The sequence below is a fragment of the Pseudomonas sp. GW460-LB5 genome (assembly GCF_059423245.1).
In genome coordinates, this window is sequence record NZ_JBWKXT010000048.1 from 1 (window position 1) to 14,695 (window position 14,695).

The 14,695-nt window shown below is 63.4% G+C and carries 16 protein-coding genes; 4 read left to right on the top strand and 12 right to left on the bottom strand.

The window, feature by feature from the left end; translation table 11 throughout:
- Window positions 1–196 precede the first annotated feature (196 nt).
- From AC07XM_RS23570 to AC07XM_RS23585, 4 genes are all read right to left on the bottom strand, one after another.
- Window positions 197–985 (bottom strand): substrate-binding periplasmic protein, encoded by a 789-nt coding sequence (locus AC07XM_RS23570; protein WP_023048921.1) that lies wholly within the window; start codon window positions 983–985, stop codon window positions 197–199.
- A 169-nt stretch (window positions 986–1,154) separates the two neighbouring features.
- Window positions 1,155–1,796, bottom strand: a complete 642-nt coding sequence (locus tag AC07XM_RS23575) for a LysE family translocator (RefSeq protein WP_016487492.1) — start codon at window positions 1,794–1,796, stop codon at window positions 1,155–1,157.
- A 51-nt stretch (window positions 1,797–1,847) separates the two neighbouring features.
- Complete coding sequence (locus AC07XM_RS23580; RefSeq protein WP_016487493.1) at window positions 1,848–2,045, bottom strand: DUF1289 domain-containing protein; 198 nt, start codon at window positions 2,043–2,045, stop codon at window positions 1,848–1,850.
- Between the two features lie 8 nt (window positions 2,046–2,053).
- On the bottom strand, window positions 2,054–2,371 hold the full coding sequence (locus AC07XM_RS23585) for a hypothetical protein (protein WP_016487494.1): 318 nt from the start codon (window positions 2,369–2,371) through the stop codon (window positions 2,054–2,056).
- Between the two features lie 310 nt (window positions 2,372–2,681).
- Here AC07XM_RS23585 and AC07XM_RS23590 point away from each other — a divergent pair, with 310 nt between their 5' ends.
- The gene (locus AC07XM_RS23590) at window positions 2,682–4,430 is read left to right on the top strand and encodes a BCCT family transporter (RefSeq protein WP_060518305.1); all 1,749 of its coding nucleotides are present in this window, start codon (window positions 2,682–2,684) and stop codon (window positions 4,428–4,430) included.
- 128 nt (window positions 4,431–4,558) lie between these two features.
- Here AC07XM_RS23590 and AC07XM_RS23595 read toward each other — a convergent pair whose 3' ends face one another.
- Both AC07XM_RS23595 and AC07XM_RS23600 read right to left on the bottom strand, forming a co-directional pair.
- Window positions 4,559–5,038, bottom strand: a complete 480-nt coding sequence (locus tag AC07XM_RS23595; protein ID WP_016487496.1) for a VOC family protein — start codon at window positions 5,036–5,038, stop codon at window positions 4,559–4,561.
- A gap of 128 nt (window positions 5,039–5,166) precedes the next feature.
- Window positions 5,167–6,510, bottom strand: coding sequence for an OprD family porin (locus AC07XM_RS23600; RefSeq protein ID WP_102689800.1), 1,344 nt, complete (start codon window positions 6,508–6,510; stop codon window positions 5,167–5,169).
- A 271-nt stretch (window positions 6,511–6,781) separates the two neighbouring features.
- Here AC07XM_RS23600 and AC07XM_RS23605 point away from each other — a divergent pair, with 271 nt between their 5' ends.
- Complete coding sequence (locus tag AC07XM_RS23605) at window positions 6,782–7,432, top strand: TIGR04211 family SH3 domain-containing protein (RefSeq protein ID WP_016487498.1); 651 nt, start codon at window positions 6,782–6,784, stop codon at window positions 7,430–7,432.
- 47 nt (window positions 7,433–7,479) lie between these two features.
- On the opposite strand, the gene AC07XM_RS23610 is transcribed toward AC07XM_RS23605, so the two are convergent.
- Together AC07XM_RS23610 and AC07XM_RS23615 are read right to left on the bottom strand one after the other, a co-directional pair.
- Window positions 7,480–7,752 (bottom strand): PA2433 domain-containing protein, encoded by a 273-nt coding sequence (locus AC07XM_RS23610; RefSeq protein ID WP_016487499.1) that lies wholly within the window; start codon window positions 7,750–7,752, stop codon window positions 7,480–7,482.
- 111 nt (window positions 7,753–7,863) lie between these two features.
- Window positions 7,864–8,745 (bottom strand): LysR family transcriptional regulator, encoded by an 882-nt coding sequence (locus AC07XM_RS23615; protein WP_102689799.1) that lies wholly within the window; start codon window positions 8,743–8,745, stop codon window positions 7,864–7,866.
- A gap of 120 nt (window positions 8,746–8,865) precedes the next feature.
- Between AC07XM_RS23615 and argC the strand changes: the two genes are divergently transcribed.
- Together argC and AC07XM_RS23625 are read left to right on the top strand one after the other, a co-directional pair.
- Entirely contained in the window at window positions 8,866–9,804 is a 939-nt protein-coding gene (gene argC, locus AC07XM_RS23620; RefSeq protein ID WP_102689798.1) for an N-acetyl-gamma-glutamyl-phosphate reductase, read from the top strand.
- Window positions 9,805–9,885: 81 nt separating this feature from the next.
- A complete protein-coding gene (locus tag AC07XM_RS23625) occupies window positions 9,886–10,572 on the top strand; it encodes a GNAT family N-acetyltransferase (RefSeq protein ID WP_016487502.1) in 687 nt (228 codons plus the stop codon).
- Window positions 10,573–10,796: 224 nt separating this feature from the next.
- Here AC07XM_RS23625 and AC07XM_RS23630 read toward each other — a convergent pair whose 3' ends face one another.
- Genes AC07XM_RS23630 through AC07XM_RS23645 form a run of 4 tightly spaced genes read right to left on the bottom strand, consistent with a single transcriptional unit; the run spans window position 10,797 to window position 14,626 of the window.
- Window positions 10,797–11,552 carry an ABC transporter permease gene (locus AC07XM_RS23630; RefSeq protein ID WP_016487503.1) on the bottom strand — a complete coding sequence of 252 codons (756 nt, stop codon included), beginning with the start codon at window positions 11,550–11,552 and terminating at the stop codon, window positions 10,797–10,799.
- Window positions 11,552–12,757, bottom strand: a complete 1,206-nt coding sequence (locus AC07XM_RS23635; RefSeq protein ID WP_016487504.1) for an ABC transporter substrate-binding protein — start codon at window positions 12,755–12,757, stop codon at window positions 11,552–11,554. The genes AC07XM_RS23630 and AC07XM_RS23635 overlap by 1 nt, the downstream gene beginning before the upstream one ends.
- Entirely contained in the window at window positions 12,744–13,565 is an 822-nt protein-coding gene (locus AC07XM_RS23640) for an ABC transporter ATP-binding protein (protein ID WP_016487505.1), read from the bottom strand. Before AC07XM_RS23640 ends, AC07XM_RS23635 begins: the two co-directional genes overlap by 14 nt.
- Window positions 13,562–14,626, bottom strand: coding sequence for an acyl-CoA dehydrogenase family protein (locus AC07XM_RS23645; RefSeq protein ID WP_016487506.1), 1,065 nt, complete (start codon window positions 14,624–14,626; stop codon window positions 13,562–13,564). Before AC07XM_RS23645 ends, AC07XM_RS23640 begins: the two co-directional genes overlap by 4 nt.
- Between the last annotated feature and the right edge of the window lie 69 nt (window positions 14,627–14,695).

Consider the following 14,695-nt stretch of genomic DNA (forward strand, 5'->3'; position numbering starts at 1 on the left):
GCGAACCCCGGCGCAGCCGGGGCCATCCATCGCGTCGCCTGCTTCGCGGGGCAAGCCCGCTCCCACAATGGCACTTGTTCTCTACGCGACAGCGCAACCTAACTGATTTGCTGATTTAGCGGTGACTTTGTGGGAGCAACTGCCTTGCTCAATTTCTAGAATCTAGCGCGGTCCCTGCAGGTACGTGCCAGGGCTGTTACTGCCACCGCTCCAGGTTCTGCTTCAGCAGTTGCTCAGGCAGCGCCCCGCCAACGACCTTCGCCATCTCCCGCGCCAGCGCCTCACGCAGCTGTGGCTTGTTGCAGGGCGATTCATGTGACATAGCCAGGTACAACCCTTCACTGGATACAGGCGGCTGCAACACCTGCACGGTATCAGTGATACCCAACGTGCGGGCCAGCGCCATCCCGGGGTACTGCTCGTACACCACGTAGTCACTGCGCTTGTGCATCAGCTTCTCGAACGCCTGCCGGGCGCCGGGCACCGCTTCCAGGGTGAGGTTTGCCTGGGCATATTCATCGAACTGCTGGCCATGGCTGTTGTTGACCAGGGTCCCGCCTTTGCGGCCCTTGAGGTCTGCCCATTGATGGTAGGCAAAGGCATTGTCCTGGCGTACCCAGACTACGCTCGGGGTGTGCAGGAATGGCGGGGCGACAAAGTCCATCTGTTGCTGCCGGGCGTGGGTGATGAAATACCCGGCCAGCAGGTCGATCCGGCCTGTGCGGACTTCTTCTTGGGCACGCGACCAAGGCCCACCGTACACCACCTCGATTTCCAGCCCCAGCTGCTTGCCCAGGTATTTGAGCAGGTCGGCGTTGGCACCGATCAGTTGCCGAGGGTTCTGCGGATCGCGCCATAGGTAAGGTGGATACTCAGGGTTACCGGTAGCGGTCAGCCGTCGGCAGGGCTCTTGCGCTGCGCCCGGAAAAGCCAGCAACAGGCAAGGCAACAACAGCAAGGCTTGACGCAAGCAACGCTCGATCATCTACAACCCTCGGCACATGGAACCTCTGGCGACCCGGCGAAGCGGCCAAAGGCCGCCACGCCCTGTGCTCGAACGCAGCATTGGTCTGCGCGTGCTCAAACAGTCTGGACCAGGAACGCTTGGAGCCGCGGCCTTTTATCGCTCAGCAACGAACCGGCCGAGCAACGCCTCAGGCGCCCTGCCGACGCATTGCCAGAATCGCCGCGCCAAAGCCGATAAAGGTGGTACCCACCACGCGGCTCACCCAGCGTGACATCGACGGCCGGGTCAGTACGCCCTTGGCCCGAGCGGCCAGTGCGGCATACAAGCTCAGAGATGCAAGCGACAAGCTCACGAAAATCCCGGTCAGGGTCAGAAACTGCGGCAACAACGCCGCCCCTTGGTCGATGAACTGCGGGAACAGCGCGGTGAAAAACATGGTCGCCTTGGGGTTGGTCACTGCTGTGAGGAAAGCCGATTTGTACAACTTCAGCGGTGTGGGCCGCACCTTGACAGCCCCCTCAGCAGCGCCCTGCTCCAGCATCGGGTTCTTTTTCAGCAACTGCCGCGCACCGAGGTAGAACAGGTAACCTGCCCCCAGGATCTTCACAGCGTTGAACAGTACTTCGGAGCTGGCCAGCAAAGCGCCCAGCCCAAGCATGGCCGCAGCCGACAGGCAGAACAGGCCCGAGCCATTGCCCAGCGACGACCAGATCGCACTGCGCTGGCCGTGGGCAAGGCTGTTGTTGATGGCCATCAGGGTGGCAGGACCGGGGCTGGCAATCGCGATGGCGGCGACCAGGGTAAACGCAAACAGCGAGTGAGCATCCATTTTCAGGCTCTTCAAGCAGATCAGGGTAGGCCGTGCGCAGGGCACGCAGGTTCAGTCATTCTGCCGCTTGGCTGCCTTCTTGGCGATAGCTTTCATCCGCGTCGCCGCGCGCTGCACCGTGGCCATCTTTTCCGGGCGTTTCATGCCCCGCCATTTGCGAATTTCGTCGCGGGTGCGACCACAGCTCACGCACAGCTCGCTGTTGAGCTGGCATAACGAGACGCAGGGGTTATCGATGTCTTTGGCCATGCCACCACTCAGCCGGCCATGTCTGCCCGTGCTCGTTCGACGGCACTGTCAAACACCTCGCGCAGCTCTTGAGCCTTGGCCTTGCTGACCGACCTGGCATCCAGCAGTTCATCGATCACCCGAATGCACTGGCCCTTGGCGGTGTCCAGTTGCTCGGCGTCGGAGGCGTCAGCGATATCACCCAGATAAGGAGCGATGAGGTACACGTAACGGTCCTGCAGCTTGAGCGCTGCCAGCGCGTCGAGGGCTTTCTGGAACCGGTCGGCGGCGGCAGGGCTCATGCTCAATTTATCGAAATGAATCAGGCTCACACGGTCAGTGGCCATTGACGAATCTCCGTTTCCTGGTGCGGCCTGGCCCACGGGCAGCAGCGCTTCTACGGTGCTCGGATGTGCAGGCCAGGGTAATGCCAACAGGGTACCAGAACGCGGGGCAGAAAGGGCCATCGCCCCCAGAACTAAAAGTATTTGGCAGGTCGCGCAATGGACGCCCCAGGACGTTTACGGGACAGGCACAGCGGTTTCGGGCACTGGATAATCGGCCGGCAATTTCCCCGCCGAGGCCGTCATCGAACTCGGTAGCCCACACAACAACAAGCCTGCGCGTCCAGGTAATCCTCAAAGGGCCTCAACATTCATGGCAAAGGAACACATCACCGAAACACTCGACCTTGGCGTGACGGACCCCTCGAAAACCGCAGAAGCCCGCCAGGACAGGCATTTCGAGGGCAAGCTCGACTGGATCGTCTTTGGTTTTACCAGCCTCCTGGCTGTCGCGTTCGTCCTCTGGGGCTTCCTCAACCAGGCCAGCCTCGCCAGCAGCGCCTCCAGCGCGCAGTCCTGGGTCATTCTCAACTTCGGCTGGTTCTTCGTGCTCACCTCCACACTTTTCGTGGTATTCGTGCTGTGGCTGGCTGCCAGCCGTTATGGCCGGGTGCCACTGGGTCGTGATGGCGAACAGCCAGAATTCCGCACGGTGTCCTGGGTGGCAATGATGTTCAGTGCCGGCATGGGCATCGGCCTGATGTTCTTTGGCGTTGCCGAGCCGCTGTCGCACTATGTGACGCCGCCCCCCGGCTCGGCCACCGGGCAGACCAGCGAGGCGATGCAGGTGGCCATGGCCACCACCCTGTTCCACTGGACGCTGCACCCCTGGGCCATGTACGCCATCGTGGGCCTGGTGATTGCCTACGGTACCTACCGCCGCGGCCGCTCGCAGCTGATTTCTGCGGCCTTCCGGCCGTTGATCGGCAAGCACGCCAACGGCCCCCTCGGCCGCCTGATCGACATGATGGCGATCTTCGCCACGCTTTTCGGCTCGGCGGCCTCGCTGGGCCTGGGTGCGCTGCAGATTGCCGGCGGGCTGGAATACAACGGCTGGGTCGAAAGCCCCGGCAAGCTGTTCTACATCGCCATCATCACCCTGCTGACCATTGCCTTCGTCACCTCGGCGGTGTCCGGTGTCGGCAAGGGCATCCAGTGGCTGTCCAACACCAACATGGTGCTGGCACTGGTGCTGGCAGCGTTCGTGTTCATGGTCGGCCCTACCCTGCTCATGCTCAACCTGCTGCCGACCTCGATCGGTATCTACATCAAGATGCTGCCCGAAATGATGGCCCGCACCAACGCCAGTGGCGGCGATCAGATGAACAGCTGGCTGGCCGGCTGGACCGTGTTCTACTGGGCCTGGTGGATTTCCTGGACACCGTTCGTAGGCATGTTTATCGCCCGCATCAGCCGCGGTCGTACCATCCGCCAGTTCGTCACCGGCGTGCTGCTGGTGCCCAGCCTGGTCAGCCTGGTGTGGTTCACCATTTTTGGCGGTGCTTCCATCGATGCCCTGCGCGAAGGCGCCTTCCAGCTGGCCAACGGTGCAGTCAACAGCAACCACGCGCTGTACCAGCTGCTCGACAGCTACCCGCTGGCATCGGCCTCCTCGGTACTGGTGATGATCCTGGTGGGCATCTTCTTTGTCTCCGGTGCCGATGCGGCGTCACTGGTGATGGGCACGCTGTCGGAACACGGCACCACCGCACCCTCGCGGCGCACGGTGATTTTCTGGGGCGCGCTCACCGGAACGGTGGCAGCGATCATGCTGGCGATCGGCGACCCGAGCGACCCTGGCGAGGCGCTGACCGGGCTGCAGAACCTGACCATCGTCGTGGCCTTGCCCTTTGTCGTGGTGATGGTGCTGCTGTGCCTGGCGCTGTACCGCGACCTGCGCAAAGACCCGATGATGCTGCGCCACCTGCGCGGCAACGAGCTGATCGAAAAGGCGGTGTTGTACGGGGCTGTGAAACATGGTGAGGAGTTCTACATCGTGGTCCAGGAGAAGAAGGCTTCGGTGAAAGTGGCAGCAGCAGCGAGCGAGGTGTCCGAAACCTGACACGCTAGCCTCGCGCTTCACCGCTTGATTCGGGGGCCGCCACTTGGATCCAGAAAAAACGGCCCCCTCGATCAACGATAGATCGCCCAACCAAGCCGATAACCAAAGGGCAGCAAACAGATGAGGGATCACCCCTTCAATGCCGCTGCAATCTTGGCCACATCGATTTTGCCCATCTGCATCATGGCCTCGAACGCCCGCTTTGCCGCAGCGCGGTCAGGGTGGCCGATGGCCTCTATCAGGATACGGGGGGTGATCTGCCAGGAAATCCCCCATTTGTCCTTGCACCAGCCACAAACGCTGGCCTCGCCACCGTTTGCGATAATCGCCTCCCACAAACGGTCGGTTTCGGCTTGGTCTTCGGTACTGACCTGGAATGAAAACGCCTCAGAATGCTTGAACGTAGCGCCGCCATTAAGCCCCACACAGGGTATGCCCATGACGGTGAATTCGACGGTAATGACATCGCCCTCCTTGCCCGAGGGGTAGTCTGCCGGGGCCTTGTGCAGTGCGATCAACTTGCTGTCCGGGAAAATGCTGGCATAGAAGTTGGCAGCCTGCTCGGCATCATTGTCGTACCAGAGGCAGAGGGTGTTCTTGGCAGTCATGGCCTTGCTCCATGAAGGGTATGAACCCTTGAGTCTAGCCGCACCCTTGAGCGCGAAAAAAAGCGCCCCGCACGGAGCGCCAAAACATCCACCCAAACCAAAGGAGCAGCAAGGCTACCCAGGTGAATTCACAGGACCGACAACGGGTACTCCACGATCAGCCGCACCTCGTCCAGGTCCGACTCGAACGCCGTGGCCCGGGTGGTAGCCTGGCGTACGCGCAACGACAGGTCCTTGGCTGCGCCGGTCTGCACCACGTACTTGACCTCGATGTCACGCTCCCAGCGCTTCTGGTCGGTCAGCGGGTTGCCGTCGGCATCGCGGCGCATGTAGAAGGCGTTGGCATTGGAATAGTCGGCGTCGGTGCCTTTGCCATAACGCGTCATGAACGACAGCCCGGGAATACCATAGGCGGCGATGTTCAGGTCATAGCGCAGCATCCACGAACGCTCCTTGGGCGAGTTGAAATCGCTGTACTGGATGGAGTTGTCGAGGAAGATCGAGTCGGATTGGCGCAGGTAGTCGAAATCATCGTCGCCATTGTTGCGCTGGTGAGTCAGCGCCAGGGTGTGGGCGCCGAAGCGCACCCCCAGTTTGGCGCTCCAGATGTTGTTGTCGAAGGCGCCCAGGCGCTGCTGCCCTTCATCAACGGCTTTGTAATAGTTGAAGCCGCCAATCAACGCCAGCTCATCACTCAGGGGCCAGCTCAGGCTGGTGCCGGCGTAATACTGATTCCACACATCCTTGAGCCGGCTGCTGAACAGGCTGACACTGACATAATCGTTCAGCGTGTAGTCACCGCCGCCGTAGGCGATCCATGGCGAATCGACCGGGCCGCCGTAGAAGGTCATGAAGTTCTCCCGCAGGTCACTGGACACCGGCTGGCTCATGGCATGCAGGCGCCCGGCCTGCAGAACAAGGTCCTTGATGCTGGTATTCTCCAGGGTCACGCCCCGGAAGCTTTCCGGCAGCAGCCGTGAGTCGCCAGCGGCCACCACCGGGTTAGCAGGGAACACATCGCCTACCTTCAGCACCGTGTCGTACAGGCGCACCTTGGCCGCACCACCGAATTTGGTGTACTCGTCACGGGCCTGACCGTCGTGGTCTACCGGCAAAACATCGAACGAACTGCGCCCGCCATTGCGGCCGCCCCCGGTGTCCAGTTTGAGGCCGAGCATGGCGAACGCATCCAAGCCAACGCCTACGGTGCCCTGGGTGAAACCTGACTCGAAACGGGCAATGACAGCATGCGCCCAAGCTTCGGAATAGCCGTTATCAGGTTGTTTGCCGGGGTTGCGCGTGGGGGCTGCGGCATCGCGGTTGTCGCGGTTGAAGTAGAAGTTGCGGTTGAGCACGCTGAGCGTGCTGCCCTCGGCAAAACCCTGCGCGGGTTCGTCCGACGCCATCGCCAGGTTGCCGACGCCGGAGAGCGCCATGCACGCAGCCAGTTTCAGGGGTGATCTGCAGGTCATCCGATGCTCCTTGTACGTCGTCTTTATAGTGGTGTCGGCTGGCCGAGATTGACGGCCGGCAGATAACGGCAAGGTGATCGGCGCATTACAATTGCGTCATCGGCGGCGAAGCGCTGGGAGGGCGAGTTCTGCAACATCCTGCAGATATTTCCGACATCAGGTAGTGAACCTGCTGACAAAAAAAGGGTCATTGGCTGACGGTCAACTCACCGACCGGTTCATCGGCCCAGTCACCGGGCCTACTTTTGTCCTGTTTCAGCGAAGACCCAACATGCCCGAATCCCGCCCAACCGCTTTCGTCCTCCCTGCCCTGCGCGGCGGCCTGATTGCCGCCCTGGTGGCCCTTGCCGCGCCGGTGCACGCCGAAGAGCCCGCCAGCGACGCACGCTGGGTCAGCGACAGCCTGAGCACCTATGTGCGCAGCGGCCCCACCGACGGCCACCGCATTGTCGGTACCCTGAAGTCCGGGCAACCGCTGACCCTGCTCGGTACTCAGGGCAATTACAGCCAGGTGCGTGGGCAGAATGGCGATGTGGTATGGATACTCAGCAACGACTTGCAGGCGGTGCCGGGCCAGAACGAGCGCCTGCCGCAGCTCGATGCCCAGGTGGCAGACCTGACAGGGCAGTTGAAAACCATCGATGACAGCTGGAAGAGCCGCGTACAGGGCATGCAGGAAACCCTCGACTCACGGAAAAAGCTGATCGACGAACTGGAGGCGCGCAACAAAGCGCTGAACGAGCAGCTCGACGAGAGCCAGTCGACCCTGCGCGATACCCAGGCGCGCCTGGGTGACGAGAACAAGCAGGTGATGATGCGCTACATGGTGTATGGCGGCAGCATTGCCGGCGCGGGCTTGCTGGCGGGGCTGATCTTGCCGGCACTGACCCGGGGGCGCAGGAAGAACGACCGCTGGTTCTGACGCACCGGCCTTTTCGCGGTCCTATCCGCGAAAAGGCCGATAGGGGCTTACTTGCTACGTGCCTTGTTATAGATGGTCTTGGCTTGGTCCGCCGACGCCTGACACTGAGCCATGTCCCCCTTGCTCTGGGCCTCCTTTGCGTTTTGCAGGTGGACTTTGAAATCATGGGCCATGCCCCCATGCATCGCCTGGCCACTCGCTTTGTGGAAGTCCTCGAGTTCCTTGATCTTGGCTGCACAGTTGCTTGCCGGGTCAGCATGGGCGGCAACACTCAATACTGAAGCAATCACCAGTAAAGGTATGCATTTCATAGGCTTCATGGAACGTTCTCCTGGAAAACCGTGGGGTTCGTCGAGGTGTATTCGGCTCGACGCAGCAAAAAGCATAGTTGGCCATCACCTGCAGCGCAGCGCTTCAGCCCAGCGGTAAACCTACTGCCGCAACCGCTCCAATGCTTGCAACACATACCCCGTGGCCCGTTCCACCTGCCCCTCCCGACAGGCAATACCCAATTGCCGCCACAACCCTGGTCGCAGGGGCCGGCGCGCAATCCGCTGGTCCAACTCGCCTGCCTCGCCTTCCTGCGGCAACAACGTCGCCCCATACCCGGCGCCGACCAGGCTTTTGATCGCATCGTTGTAATTCAGCTCGATCCGCGGCTCGGGGTAAAACCCCGCTGCCGCGAACCATTCCCCGGTAACCCGTGACAGCTGGGTACTGCTGTCGTTGAGAATCAACGACCGCTGCGCCAGCCAGGCCGGCGTGACCTTCGCCGGCGGCTGCCAGTCGGCCGGTACGTAGGCCAGGATCGGGTCGCGCCGCCAGGGGGTAACAGTCAGCCCCTTGCCGGCCACCTGCGGCAAGGCCACCAGGCCGATATCCAGCGTCCCCTCACGCAATCGACCCAGCGACGCCTGGGATGTCAGCACTTGTACCTGCACGTCGATCCCCGGGTGGTCCACACGCAGGTGCTCCAGCGCCTGTGGCAGTAGGTGGGCGATAGCACCGGTAGACGCGCCAAGGCGTACCCGGCCAGTCAGCCCCTCAACCTGACGGCGCACTTCGTCCAGCGCCAGGTCGGCGTCGGCCAGCAGGCGCCGGGCACGGGCCAGCAGCGTTTCACCAATGGCCGTGGGGCGCACCTGGCCGCGGGCGCGACCAAGCAACGGGGCGCCGATACGTGCTTCCAGTTCGGCCACATGCAGGCTGATGGTGGGCGCTGCCAGGTTGAGCTGGCGGGCGGCCTCGGCAAAAGAACCCAGGTCGGCGATGGCCACCAGGGTGCGGAGGCGGTCGAGGCTGATTTCGCGCATGGTCAGTACCGGCCTGAGTGACGTGTTCAGAAAAACTGAATGTAACCGTCATCATATTCAAATTTTCATTACCAAAGCCATAGGCGAGCATAGGCCATCCTTACCCAACCGGACCCGAACATGCACACTCCTGTTGTCTTCATCGACGGCGACCAAGGCACAACCGGCCTGCAGATCCATGCTCGCCTGCAAGGCCGCAGCGACCTGCACCTGCTCACCCTGCCCGAGGCTGAGCGCAAAGACCTGCGGCGCCGCCGCGAGGCAATCAACAGCGCCGACATCGCCCTGCTGTGCCTGCCCGACGATGCCGCCCGCGAGGCCGTGGCGACGATCCACAACCCCAAGGTGCGGGTGATCGACGCCAGCTCCGCGCACCGCACCACCCCCGGCTGGGTCTATGGCCTGCCGGAACTCGACGAGCAGCAAGCCGAGCGCATCGCCCGAAGCACGCGTGTCAGCAACCCGGGCTGCTACCCCACTGGCGCCATCACCCTGCTCCGCCCCCTGGTCAAGGCCGGGTTGCTGCCAGCCGACTACCCACTGGGCATACATGCCATTTCTGGCTACTCCGGCGGTGGCCGCGCGGCGGTCGAGCGCCACGAAACCAGTACCGGCAATGCCCCGGCCCTGCAACTGTATGGGCTGGAGCTGGCACACAAGCACGTACCCGAAATCCAGCAACACGCCGGGCTGTCGGCGCGGCCGATGTTCATGCCCGGCTACGGTGCCTACCGCCAGGGCATCGTGCTGAGTATCCCGCTGCAATTGCGCCTGCTGCCCGGCCAGGTCAGCGCCGAACAGCTGCAGGCCCGCCTGGAACAGCATTACCAGGGTGCCCGCCACGTCCAGGTTATGCCGCTGCATCAGCAAGGCACAGCCGCCAACCTTGACCCCGAAGCATTGAACGACAGCAACGACCTGCGCCTGGCGCTGTATGCCAACCCCGAGCATGGCCAGGTGCTGCTTACCGCGGTGTTCGACAACCTGGGCAAAGGCGCCTCCGGTGCGGCCGTGCAAAACCTCGACCTGATGCTCGGTGCATTACAGCAACAAGGCTGACACGGCAAAACCGGTTAAACTGTACAGCCCGCGCCAACCTGGCCCGGGCTGTATTCCCACCCGCCGGAGCCGACCCCCAAGATGTTCATCCTGAGCCGCCTCGACAGCGTGCCGCCCGAATCCTTCCAGAACCAGATCCGCGAGCTGGTGATCCACCATGTCGGCGAACTGAGCAGTGTCGCCATCACCGCCGACAACCCGCTATACCCGCTGTACCAGTACGGCGTAGGCATGGAGGTGCACCAATACCTGCAAGCGCTGGATGGCACCCGCGGCCTTGCCGTGGCGCTGACCCTTGCCCTGGATGCCGAGGCGCCGGACCAGCTGCTGGGCTTTGCCCTGTCGTTGCCGGCCGAGGACGATGAACAGGCGTGTTCATTGGCATTTCTTGCCGTGCGCCCCAGCCATCGCCGCCAGGGCATCGCCCGTGCCCTGCTGAGCGACCTGCAGGCACGTCATGCCTGTGTGGAACTGAATGCCTTTGCCAGCCAGGTGCCGTGGTTCGAGACGATGGGCATGCAAGTGGTGGCCGCCAATGGGCCGCAGGTGCTGATGAGCAGTACCGGCCAGGCCAGTGGTGCGCTGATCGGGCGCCTGGACATTGCGCCGATTTATCAGGCAGCTGAAGTGTTGCAGATTCATACCTACCTGCTTAATCAGCAGGGAGAGGATGCAATGATCGAAGCGGAGCAGATGCGCGATGAGCGGCTGGATGAACTGGCCGCCCAGGCGCTGGAGTGCGTACACCAGCGCAAGACCGTGCATTGACCCAAGGACCGATTGGCGGGTAAACCTGCCGTTTTGGAAAAACCGCTGATTTACTGAATCAGCAGTGTCTCTGTGGGAGCGGGCTTGCCCCGCGAACACCGGCAAAGCCGGTGCCATGCACCGTGCGGTCCCCTTCGCGGGACAAGCCCGCTCCCACAATCACCGGTGTTCTCTGCCGGACAGCGCAGCCCAAGGGGCTGAGCAATCCCCCACAATGACACCCGTCAGCCATGCACCCAGCGCCGATGCAACCCACGCGCCAAGGCATCCAGCACGAACCCCAGCACGCCAATCAGCAGCACCATCGCCATCAGTTCGGAGTACGCCAGCCGGTCGCGGGTATCGAGAATGAAGTAGCCAAGCCCCGCACTCACGCCCAGCATTTCGCACGGCACCAGCACAATCCAAAGAATGCCGATGGCCAGGCGCACGCCGGTCAGCACGTGGCCGATCACCCCCGGCACGATCACCTTGCACAAGGTTTCCCAGCGCGTGGCGCTCAGGCTGCGGCTCAGTTGCAGCCAGCGTGGGTCCAGTTGCCGCACCCCTGCCGCCGTGTTCAGCAAGATCGGCCACAAGGCGGCAAACGCCAGCAGGAAGTAGATCGGCTGGTCACCCACGCCCATCAGCATCACCACCACCGGCATCCACGACAAGGGCGAGATCATGCGCAGAAACTGAAACGCCGGCGTGGTCGCCGCTTCCAGGTGCCGATAGCTGCCCACCAGCAAGCCCAACGGCACGCCAATCAGTAGCGCCAGCAGCAGCCCGACCAGAATACGTTTGAGGCTGACCCAGATGTGCCCGTAAACCTCACCCTGCCCCAACAGCTCGACCAGGCTGGCCAACGTTGCCGCCGGCGAAAAGCGCGCCGACAGCCCTTCGGCCTGGCCAAACACGGCAACACCGGCCCACCACAGCAGCATCAAAGCCAGCAACCCAGCCAGCCCAAGGCTGGCGTGTACGACATGCGTGCGCATCAGACGGCGAACTCCTCGCTACGCTCGAAGTTGTCGGCAATACCGAACACCGACGGGCCGCCAACCGCAGCGATGGCATTACGCACGAAACGATCGTCGACCAGGTCGCGGGCGGTCTGCACCGGGTCCAGCCCGGCAAGGAACGCGTTGTCGCCCTCGATCAGGGTGGTTTTCAGGCGCTTGACCAGCTCTTCGGTGTAACTGGGGAACGGGTATGGCTGGAAGTCGATGCGCTTTTCGTCCCACTGCTGGTGGCGAATGGCGCCACTGGCAACGTAGCCGGCACGGTCCTCGGCGGCCGGCGCCAGCACTTTGGCCAGCACCGCGGGCTCGTGCGGGGTGTACTTGTTGGGGCCGGCCTTGGACAGCAACGCAGCGGCTTCGGCGCGGTGGTCGCGGGTCCAGTGCTGGGCCTTGACGATGGCATTGACCACCTTCTGCGACCACTCCGGGCGGTTGTTCAGGTCATGCTCATGCATGAACACCACGCAGCAGGCGTGGTTGCGCCATACATCGCCGGTAAAGCGCTGCACACGGCCAACCTTGAGGTTCTCGGCCAGGGCGTTGAACGGCTCGGCGACGATGTAGCCGGCAATGCGCTTGCTGGCCAGTGCTGGCGGCATGTCGGATGGCGGCAGCACCAGCAGGTTGACCTCGGTGGCGGCCAGCTGCGCATTGGCCGGCTTCGACACCGGCGTCAGGCCGTTGTCGTTGAGCATCTGTTGCAGCACCACATTGTGGATCGAGTACCAGAACGGGATGGCCACGGTCTTGCCACCGAGCTGTTTCATGTCGCTTATGTCGGGCGCCACGGTCAGGCCTGAGCCGCCCACATGGTTCCAGGCCACTACCTTGGCTGGCACCTTGCTGCCGTAGCGCGCCCATACAGTCATCGGCGACAGCAGGTGGATGACGTTGACCTGACCAGAGATGAACGCCTCGATCACCTGTGCCCAGCTGCGCAGCAGCACCGGGCGCTCGGCCTTGATGCCTTCGGCCTCGAACAGGCCGTTGTTATGGGCCACCAGCAACGGCGTGGCGTCGGTGATCGGCAGGTAACCGATGCGCACCGGCGCATCCGGCTCGGCAGCCGCGCGCGCCTGCAAGCTCGACAGCAACGGCAGCGCACCGGCGGCGGTGAGCATGGCCCCAAGCTTTAGAAAATCACGACGCGAAGAAGTGGAACAGCAGTCATCCATGCACATGGACAGCCTCCGAGGGCAACGGGGTTGGGGTAGGTTCGCCTGTGCGGCTTGCCCGCCGAAGGGTTTTGAGGATTTCGATGCGCAACGCGCCCAGTTCTTCGACCCGTTGGGCGCGCGGTTGCGGCAGGTCGATGTGCCACTGGCCGAGGATGTGCGCTGGGTGGTTGCCCAGTAGCAGGACCCGGTCGGACAGCAGCAGGGCTTCGTCTATATCGTGGGTGATCAGTACCGCCGCAGTGTTGTGGGTGGCGATCAGTTGCAGCAGCAGTTGCTGCATGTCGGCGCGGGTCACTTCATCCAGGGCGCCGAACGGCTCGTCCAGCAGCAGCACCTCGGGCTGGCGGGCCAGGCAGCGGGCCAGTGCGGTGCGCTGGGCCATGCCACCGGACAACTGCGCCGGGTACTGGCCACGGGCGTGGGCCAGGCCCACGGCGGCAATCGCATGGTCGATGCGCGCGCGCCGCTCGTCAGCGGCCAGCTTGGGCTGGCGGGCAAAGTCCAGGCCGAAGGCGACGTTCTTTTCCAGGTTCAGCCAGGGCAGCAGGCTCGGGTCCTGAAAGGCCACCGCCAGGCGCGGGTGCGGCCCTTGCAGGGGCTGGCCGTGCAGGCTCACGCTGCCGCCCCCGGGTTGTTGCAGGCCGGCCAGCACCCGCAGCAGGCTGGATTTACCGACACCACTGGGGCCAAGAATGCTCACCACTTCGCCCGGCGCCAACTGCAAGTCGAACTGCGCCAGCACCTGCTGCCAGCCACCCTCCCGCGGGTAGCCCAGGCTGATGCCGCGGGCTTCGAGCAACACTTCACTCATGCCGCGCCCGCCTGGCGTTGCAGTTCGGCGCGCAATTGCACCAGGCTCGGCGTCACGATCGGCACGAATGCCGACTCGCGCCAGCGGCGGGCGAAGCCTTCTCCATACTCGCTGAGGTAGGCCTTGCCGCCGCTGGCCTGCAACTCTAGCTGGACTGCATCGGCGGCACATTCAGCCAAGGTGATGCGCAGCTTGAACAAGGCCGCCGGCTGTTGCTGGAAGCGGCCTTCGAGCAGGCCCTGCTTGAGCTCGCTGACGGTGTTTTCCAGGCGCTCGCTGAGCACCTGCCGGGCTTCGTCGAGGAACGAGGCGCGACCGTGCAGGTGCGCCTGAACCTCTTCCAGCGCCCGTCGCGCCAGGCCGATGGCCATGCCGCACTGCAGCGCCAGGAATGCCGGGCGTACCCGTGGCAGGAACTCGCGCGCATTCTCGTGCAGCAGCCAGTCACGCGCCAACGGCACCTGGTGGAAGGCCAGTGCCGCCGTGTTGCTCGACTGCAGGCCCATCAGTTGCAAGTCGTCGGAGCGTTCCAGGCCCTGGGCGTCAGAAGGAATGGCCAGTACGAACGGCGCGCCGCCGGCTTCATCTTCGATGGCCGCCGCCACCACGAAGCCGCTTTTGCGCAGGTTGGTCACCCAGTGCAGGCGCCCTTCCAAGTGCCAGCCATCGGCTGCCGGCCGGCCACGCACCTGCAACGCTTCAATGCCGGAAAGGAACTTCATGGCGTTGGACAGCCCGGTGGCGCCGGCCAGCTCGCCTGTCAGCAAGCGCGGCAGCAGGCGCTCGCGCAGGGGCTGGTTGGGGCTGTGCAACAGGTATTCGATAAAGGCACGCTGGCCCCAGCAGACGAAGGCTGCGGCCAACGAGCGGCTGGCGATAGCGGCAATCGCCTCGACCGCGTTGGTCACCTGCCCGCCCGTGCCGCCCAGCGCCGGGTCGACACCCACGCGCAGCAGCTGAGATTCGGCGATCTGCGCCAGCACCTGCTGCGGTTCGCACAGGCCCCGGTCGATGGCCTCGGCATTGGCATCCAGCCAGTGTCGAAATGCACAATCTTGCATGGTCTTGCTCCTTTTTGAACGCCAGGGCCGCTTTGCGGCCCATTCGCGGCACAAGGCCGCTCCTACAAC

Excerpts from the sequence above, each read along its gene's own strand:
- AC07XM_RS23570 (WP_023048921.1), bottom strand. The coding sequence starts at position 985 with ATGATCGAGCGTTGCTTGCGTCAAGCCTTGCTGTTGTTGCCTTGCCTG.
- AC07XM_RS23575 (WP_016487492.1), bottom strand. The coding sequence starts at position 1,796 with ATGGATGCTCACTCGCTGTTTGCGTTTACCCTGGTCGCCGCCATCGCG.
- AC07XM_RS23580 (WP_016487493.1), bottom strand. The coding sequence starts at position 2,045 with ATGGCCAAAGACATCGATAACCCCTGCGTCTCGTTATGCCAGCTCAAC.
- AC07XM_RS23585 (WP_016487494.1), bottom strand. The coding sequence starts at position 2,371 with ATGGCCACTGACCGTGTGAGCCTGATTCATTTCGATAAATTGAGCATG.
- AC07XM_RS23590 (WP_060518305.1), top strand. The coding sequence starts at position 2,682 with ATGGCAAAGGAACACATCACCGAAACACTCGACCTTGGCGTGACGGAC.
- AC07XM_RS23595 (WP_016487496.1), bottom strand. The coding sequence starts at position 5,038 with ATGACTGCCAAGAACACCCTCTGCCTCTGGTACGACAATGATGCCGAG.
- AC07XM_RS23600 (WP_102689800.1), bottom strand. The coding sequence starts at position 6,510 with ATGACCTGCAGATCACCCCTGAAACTGGCTGCGTGCATGGCGCTCTCC.
- AC07XM_RS23605 (WP_016487498.1), top strand. The coding sequence starts at position 6,782 with ATGCCCGAATCCCGCCCAACCGCTTTCGTCCTCCCTGCCCTGCGCGGC.
- AC07XM_RS23610 (WP_016487499.1), bottom strand. The coding sequence starts at position 7,752 with ATGAAGCCTATGAAATGCATACCTTTACTGGTGATTGCTTCAGTATTG.
- AC07XM_RS23615 (WP_102689799.1), bottom strand. The coding sequence starts at position 8,745 with ATGCGCGAAATCAGCCTCGACCGCCTCCGCACCCTGGTGGCCATCGCC.
- argC (WP_102689798.1), top strand. The coding sequence starts at position 8,866 with ATGCACACTCCTGTTGTCTTCATCGACGGCGACCAAGGCACAACCGGC.
- AC07XM_RS23625 (WP_016487502.1), top strand. The coding sequence starts at position 9,886 with ATGTTCATCCTGAGCCGCCTCGACAGCGTGCCGCCCGAATCCTTCCAG.
- AC07XM_RS23630 (WP_016487503.1), bottom strand. The coding sequence starts at position 11,552 with ATGCGCACGCATGTCGTACACGCCAGCCTTGGGCTGGCTGGGTTGCTG.
- AC07XM_RS23635 (WP_016487504.1), bottom strand. The coding sequence starts at position 12,757 with ATGTGCATGGATGACTGCTGTTCCACTTCTTCGCGTCGTGATTTTCTA.
- AC07XM_RS23640 (WP_016487505.1), bottom strand. The coding sequence starts at position 13,565 with ATGAGTGAAGTGTTGCTCGAAGCCCGCGGCATCAGCCTGGGCTACCCG.
- AC07XM_RS23645 (WP_016487506.1), bottom strand. The coding sequence starts at position 14,626 with ATGCAAGATTGTGCATTTCGACACTGGCTGGATGCCAATGCCGAGGCC.